The organism is Rhodococcus sp. NPDC060086 (assembly GCF_042730275.1).
Taxonomy (GTDB): Bacteria; Actinomycetota; Actinomycetes; order Mycobacteriales; family Mycobacteriaceae; genus Rhodococcus.
In genome coordinates this window covers 159186-165703 of sequence record NZ_JBHWWZ010000005.1, presented here as the reverse complement: position 1 = coordinate 165703, position 6518 = coordinate 159186, and the positions used below count along the sequence as shown (strand labels likewise).

The 6518-nt window shown below is 63.6% G+C and carries 6 protein-coding genes and 1 rRNA gene; 3 read left to right on the top strand and 4 right to left on the bottom strand.

From position 1 onward, the window contains the following. A 16S ribosomal RNA gene (locus ACFWB0_RS05655) occupies positions 1-89 on the bottom strand; the annotation flags it as partial. Positions 90-564: 475 nt separating this feature from the next. Continuing rightward, positions 565-1131, bottom strand: coding sequence for a hypothetical protein (locus ACFWB0_RS05650; protein WP_378489450.1), 567 nt, complete (start codon positions 1129-1131; stop codon positions 565-567). A gap of 153 nt (positions 1132-1284) precedes the next feature. On the opposite strand from ACFWB0_RS05650, the gene ACFWB0_RS05645 reads away from it, so the two are divergent. Together ACFWB0_RS05645 and ACFWB0_RS05640 are read left to right on the top strand one after the other, a co-directional pair. After that, positions 1285-2430 carry a DNA cytosine methyltransferase gene (locus ACFWB0_RS05645; protein ID WP_378489462.1) on the top strand — a complete coding sequence of 382 codons (1146 nt, stop codon included), beginning with the start codon at positions 1285-1287 and terminating at the stop codon, positions 2428-2430. A gap of 22 nt (positions 2431-2452) precedes the next feature. Beyond that, positions 2453-2866, top strand: a complete 414-nt coding sequence (locus tag ACFWB0_RS05640; protein ID WP_378489449.1) for a very short patch repair endonuclease — start codon at positions 2453-2455, stop codon at positions 2864-2866. Positions 2867-2900: 34 nt separating this feature from the next. On the opposite strand, the gene ACFWB0_RS05635 is transcribed toward ACFWB0_RS05640, so the two are convergent. Together ACFWB0_RS05635 and ACFWB0_RS05630 are read right to left on the bottom strand one after the other, a co-directional pair. Further along, positions 2901-4049: an acyl-CoA dehydrogenase family protein gene (locus ACFWB0_RS05635; RefSeq protein WP_378489448.1), complete on the bottom strand. Its 1149-nt coding sequence runs from the start codon at positions 4047-4049 to the stop codon at positions 2901-2903. After that, positions 4049-5281: an acyl-CoA dehydrogenase family protein gene (locus tag ACFWB0_RS05630; protein ID WP_378489447.1), complete on the bottom strand. Its 1233-nt coding sequence runs from the start codon at positions 5279-5281 to the stop codon at positions 4049-4051. Before ACFWB0_RS05630 ends, ACFWB0_RS05635 begins: the two co-directional genes overlap by 1 nt. 284 nt (positions 5282-5565) lie before the next feature. Here ACFWB0_RS05630 and ACFWB0_RS05625 point away from each other — a divergent pair, with 284 nt between their 5' ends. After that, positions 5566-6462, top strand: coding sequence for a TIGR03619 family F420-dependent LLM class oxidoreductase (locus ACFWB0_RS05625; protein WP_378489446.1), 897 nt, complete (start codon positions 5566-5568; stop codon positions 6460-6462). The last annotated feature ends 56 nt before the right edge of the window (positions 6463-6518 follow it).

Below are 6518 nucleotides of genomic sequence, written 5' to 3'. Positions count from 1 at the left end.
ACCCAGCAAGCTGGGCATCATCGTTCGACTTGCATGTGTTAAGCACGCCGCCAGCGTTCGTCCTGAGCCAGGATCAAACTCTCCGTTGAAGACTCATAATCAAAACCCCGAAGGGCTGATCAGTCAAAGACATCGAGCCAAATCACTAGCATACAAAACTCAAACTAGCTTGAACCGATCACCACAGACGGAAGAATGTGATGATCAGCAAAATGATCATCCACCAAAAGCGGATGATCGCACCAAAATAATTGGCACTGACATTCATCGGCACACTGTTGAGTTCTCAAAGAACACGCACACACCATCACCGACCGGATTTTCACATCCGGCCCGTTCCGGGGCAACTGTTCCAGCCTAGTTCGTTTCACTCACGGACGCAAATCCGTGTGCTGTTCGGAACCAGGGGCGGTGCAAAACCTTACCAGAAGGTTTCGTACCAGTGAAATTCAGGCGCCTGCGTCCAACCTCGTTGTCCCTGACCTTGCGGTCCGGGTCGGTGTCCGTGTCGCTCTGACCTGGATTAAGTTACGCGACGGTTCGTGGGAACACCAAATCGCCAGGTCAAAGGAGTTTTCTCCCGGAAGCGCGGCCGTCATCGGCACCGAATCGGCCGATGGTGGACCGCAGGTCGTCGTAGATACGGCCCACCACCGCTTCCACAGACCAGGACACGTCGAACACGGTCTCCGCGGCGAAAGGCAGCGGCTGGTGCTCTCGATACCAGGTGCGCATGTCCTTAGGACCGAACTCGGCCGCCTCCGGACGCGTGGCATGCCGGTCGAGGGTCTGCGCGAACGACAGGTCGAAGGCATAGAAGAAGGGCTGGCCGGTCGACGTCATGAGTCGCTCGAGCATCTCGCCGTACCGGTCGGTGTCGAGAATCCCCTCGATGATGGTCAGCCGCCCCCTCTTCATGCATTCCATCGCGATCATCTCGATGAGGTCGATGTTGAAACCTCCCGGCACATCGCGCTCACGCAGAATTGTGCGACGGACGTTGTCTTGGGCGACGACCGCGCACTCCGCCTTACCGAAGCGGTGCCGTAGCGCCTTGGTCACCGTGCTCTTACCCGACCCCGAAGCACCACGGATCACCACGAGTGGGGGTTCGGCGTGTTGTGCAACCACGGAATCACCGTAAGCGAAGGACATGAGCGCCGGGAGGGACTTCATCGCTGTACAGCACCGTGTTCATGCGTCGACTCACGGATCACTACAACTCTCGAGTAACGTTCTCCGTTGAGCCGATCGAGGAAGGGTGCCGTGACGTCGACGGGGAACATGGTCGGGTTGTTCGCCGGTATCGGCGGCCTCGAACTGGGGCTGGCGGAGCACGGCTGGAACACCCAACTTTTGTGCGAGGTGGACCCCGGAGCTCAAGCCGTCCTCGGTGCCCGGTTTCCCGAGATTCCTCTACATCCCGATGTGACACGCCTCCGCTCTCTCCCTCGGAACACTGAACTGGTCGCGGCCGGATTCCCCTGCCAAGACCTGTCCCAGGCCGGGCGGACGGCGGGCATCACCGGGTCGAAGTCGAGCCTCGTCGACGAGGTCTTCCGCCTCGTGAAGAGAAAGAACGGTCCCCGCTGGCTGGTCATCGAGAATGTGCCCTTCATGCTGCAGCTCGGACGAGGCGCTGCGATGCGACACATCACGGACGCGTTGGGTGAGCTCGGCTACGCGTGGGCCTACCGGGTCGTCGATGCTCGCGCCTTCGGTCTACCCCAGCGCCGTCAGCGCGTTCTGATGGTTGCCTCCCGTACCGACGACCCCCGCACCGTGCTGTTCGGCGAGGACGCCGGCATGCCCAGCGAAGGCAATCCCGACCTCTATCCATGCGGTTTCTACTGGACCGAGGGTGTTCGCGGCCTGGGCTGGGCGGTCAATGCAGTCCCCACGTTGAAGGGCGGCTCGACCCTGGGTATCGCGAGCCCTCCGGCGGTGCGGTTGCCGTCAGGAGAGATCGTCACCCCCGGGCTGATCGACTCCGAACGACTCCAGGGCTTCGATCCCGACTGGACGGCACCGGCCGTTCAGGCCGCAGGCGTCCGGCCCGGGCACCGGTGGCGGCTCGTCGGCAACGCAGTGAGCGTGCGGATGGCGTCGTGGGTGGGCCATCGGCTCAGCCACCAGGTCGAGTACTCCGCCGATCACGAGACGCCCATGGCACCGGGCGATTCCTGGCCGAGCGCGGCCTGGGGTGTGCAGGATAAGACGTTCCGCGTCCACGAATCGCTGTGGCCGGTCAACGCTCCGTACGAGGACCTGGGCGGATTCCTCGAAGAATCACGGTTGCTGTCGGCCAGAGCCACCGCAGGGTTCCTGCGCCGGGCACGCTCTGGCACGTTGCGTTTTCCTCCCGGATTCCTCGACGACGTGGAGAACCATCTCGACCGCATGGGCGGGTTCCCGATCGTCGCGGCATAGACAACGAGCACAGGGAATCCGTATGGCGTCGTCCGACCGACCCTCCACCGATCCGCGCACCCGCGCACGGATGAGCCGGCAGCGTCGGCGCGACACGGCACCCGAAATGGCCCTGCGCCGGGAACTGCATCGACGGGGGCTGCGGTTCTTTGTCGATCGCGCTCCGATTACCGGCATGCGACGACGTGCCGATCTGGTCTTCCCCCGGCGACGCGTCGCGGTCTATGTGGACGGATGCTTCTGGCATCGGTGTCCTCTGCACGCGACCGCACCGAAGAACAACGCACAGTGGTGGGACGAGAAACTGGCAGCGAATGTTCGACGCGACCGCGATACGGACGCGCGACTGACCGACGCCGGATGGACCGTCGTGCGGGTATGGGAACACGAAGACGCGACGACGGCGGCCGACCGCGTCCAACTTTTCCTCGAGTGAGGAAGCGCCGTCGCGGTCGGCCGCCGTTCCGTACCTATGCCCTGGTCAGTTCTGCGTATCGAGCGATGTGCTGTTCTGCGCTGCCGAACTCGTACTCGATAGCCGTCAAGCGCTTGAAGTAGTGCCCGACTGCGAGTTCCTCGGTCATGCCCATACCGCCGTGCAGCTGGACGGCGTTCTGGCCGATGAACCGGGCGGCGCGACTGATCGTCGCCTTCGCTGCCGAGACGGCACGTGCCCGGTCGGCGTCGTCGGAGTCGAGGTGCAGTACCGCCAGGTACACCGCGGAAACGGCCTGCTCGAGCTCCATGTACATGTCGACCATGCGGTGCTGGAGGACCTGGAAGCTACCGATGGCCTGGCCGAACTGCTGACGTTGTTTGCAGTACTCGACGGTGTCGGCGAGCACCTTGCGCATGAGCCCGACGGATTCGGACGCGACGGCGGTGATCGCCTCGTCGACCGTCCGGGAGATCGCACTCCAGGCCCGACCCTGCTCGCCCAGCAACGAATCGGCGGGCAACCGCAGTCCGGTGAACTCGAGATCGGCGGCACGCCGGTCGTCGATTGTCCGGTACGAGTGCACCTCGACTCCGGCGGGCGGGCTCGCTGCGTCGAAGTCCATCAGGAACAGCGAGATCCCGTCGGTGTCCAGGCGCCCGCCCTCGGTGCGTGCGGTGACGAGAAGATGTGTGGCCAGCGGTGCGCTCCCGGCGACGATCTTGGCGCCGTCGAGCACCCATTCGTCGCCGTCGCGTCGCGCGGTCGTGGTGACGTCGTGCAGCACGTATCCGGATGTCGGCTCGGTGGCAGCGAACGCGGTGACGGCTCGACCTTCCGCGATGGCCTCGAGGACGGACTTCGCGCGGTCGCCCCCTGCGCGGCCGAGAAGACCGCCCCCGAGAACCACCGTGTCGACGTACGGTTCGATGACGAGCGCATGGCCGAGCGCTTCCGCGACCACCATGAGTTCGACGGGGCCGCCACCCATGCCGCCGACGTCTTCGGGGAGGGTCGCGCCGAGGATGCCGAGTTCGTCGGCGAATGCGCGCCACACTTCCGGTTGCCATCCCACACCTGTGGTCGCGGCCTTCCTGCTGCGGGCCAGGTCGTACCGGTTCGCAAGGAATTTGTCGACCGAATCACGAAGGAGCTCCTGCTCCTTGCTCAAACCGAAGTCCATCAGAGCCCCAATGCTGCTTTGGCGAGAATGTTTCGCTGAATTTCGTTGCTACCGGCGTAGATCGAGCCGGCGCGGTCGTTGAAGTAGCGCAGCGGTGCGACCGCCTGCCACTCCTCGCCGCTGAGGTAGTCGTCGCTCGGGGGCACGAAGTCTGCGACCGGACCGCCCGGCTTGGTCGCGTGCGGTTGGTAGACGCGGCCGCGGGGGCCTGCGGCTTCGAGCGTGAGCCGTGTGAGTGTCTGACTGAGCTCGGTGCCGAGCACCTTGAGCATCGACGACGCCGGCCCTGGGTCCTTGCCCGCCGCCAATGCGGCCAGCGTGCGGTATTCGAGAATCTCGAGGACTTCGGTGCGGATGCGCGCTTCGGCGAGTGCGGCGGAGAACGCCGGATCATCGATGAGTGTGCCTCCTGCCGGGCCTGGTTGTTCTGCTGCGGCGGTCGCGATCTTCTCGGCCATCACCTGCAGGGCCGGTGCCGCTGCTGCACCACCGCGTTCGAAGACGAGCAGGTACTTCGCGACGGACCACCCCCCGTCGATACTGCCGAGGACGTTGCTCTTGGGCACCCGAACCTCGTCGAAGAAGACCTGGTTCTGCACTTCTTCACCGGAGGTCATCACGAGCGGTCGGATCTCGATGCCCGGCGTCGTCATGTCGATGAGCACGAACGTGATTCCGTGCTGCTTCTTCTCGGACTTCGTCGTGCGTACGAGCGCGAACATCCAGTTCGCCTCGGTGGCGTGCGTCGTCCAGATCTTGCTGCCGGTCACGACGAGGTCGTCGCCGTCGTCGAGCGCCGCCATCGTGAGCGATGCCAGATCCGACCCGGACTCCGGTTCGGAGTAGCCCTGACAGAAGAACACCTCACCGGTGAGGATCCCGGGGAGGAAGAAGTCCTTCTGTTCCTGGGTTCCGTACGCGATGATCGCGTGCGCGACCATCCGGATGCCCATGGGCGACAGCGTCGGAGCGCCGGCGAGGACCGATTCGCGGCCGAAGATGTAGTGCTGGGTCTGCGTCCAATCACAGCCTCCGTGCTCGACGGGCCACGAGGGAGCGGCCCAACCACGTTCGTGCAGGATGCGCTGCCACTCCATGCTCGCATCGTGATCGGAGTACACGCTCGTCGCAAGCGTTCCTGCACGACGCAATTCGGGTGTCAGCCTATCGTCGAGAAACGAGCGGACCTCGTCTCTGAAGGCGGCTTCGGCCGCTGACCACGCAAGTTCCATGTTGTCTCCCAGCAGGGTCGCTCGCCGCAACCGCTTTGGTGCGAATCTCCGTTAACTTTTCAGGATGAAACGGAGGTTACTGGCGCGCGTACCCGAACGTCAACAGGAAATCTGTGAATGCAGAAACGGATGCGACCGACCGGATGGGCGCGACCCAGCGTTCACGTAACCTCCAGGCACCCCCGGGATGTAGAACTTCATTCCCAAATCCACCTATAGTGACTCTCATCACGGAGATTTCTCATCTTGCCAGGTGGACACATCCGACACAGGGAGCCGAGTACATGAAGTTCTGGAGCGGCACAGCGTTCATGAAGACCGCAGAAATGCCTGCGATCGCACGAATGCTCGACGAAGCGGGGTTCCACGGCATTCTGATCTCCGACCACCTCGTCTTCCCCAAGGAAATGAAAACGGTCTACCCGGGCCACGAGAGCGGAAAAATGTTCTGGCCTGCCGACACCGAATGGCCGGACGCCTGGGTCCTGGTCGGCGCCATGGCTGCCGTCACCGAGAACCTGCACTTCGGCAACAACGTCTACATCGCCCCCTCGCGCCCCATCATCGAGGTGGCAAAACAGATCGGCACCGCTGCGACGATCGCCGGCGGACGCGTCGCGATCGGGCTGTCCGCGGGGTGGATGCGCGAAGAATTCGAACTGCTCGGCCAGGACTTCGACAACCGGGGACCTCGACTCAACGAGATGATCCAGGCGCTACGCGAACTCTGGAAGGGCGGCTGGGTGTCGTGGAAGGGCGAGTACTACGACATTCCCGAGATGATGATCGAGCCCCATCCGCCGGAGCCGGTTCCGATCCTCTGCGGCGGCGAATCGAAGGCGGCCCTGCGACGTGCCGCGCGCTACTGCGACGGCTGGGTCGGCACCGCTTACACACTCGAAGACGCCGAGCAGTGGATCAACCGCATCAACGAACTCCGCCGCGAGTACGGCCGTGAGAACGAACCGTTCGATTTCATCATGGGGTTGCGCGACACCCCGTCCCTCGAGCTGTACAAGCAGGCCGAGAAGATCGGCGTCACGGGCGTCATGGTGTCGCCGTGGGCCAACTGGGAGCGCACGCACTCCGGCGACCAGGACCATCTACGCGGGACCGCCGAGCACTACCGTGCGTCGATCGAGGATTTCGCGGAGAAGATTGTTTCCGAGTTCACGAAGTAGGCACCACAGCTTGCAACATGAAGATCCCCTCGCCGCGAATGCGACGAGGGGATCTT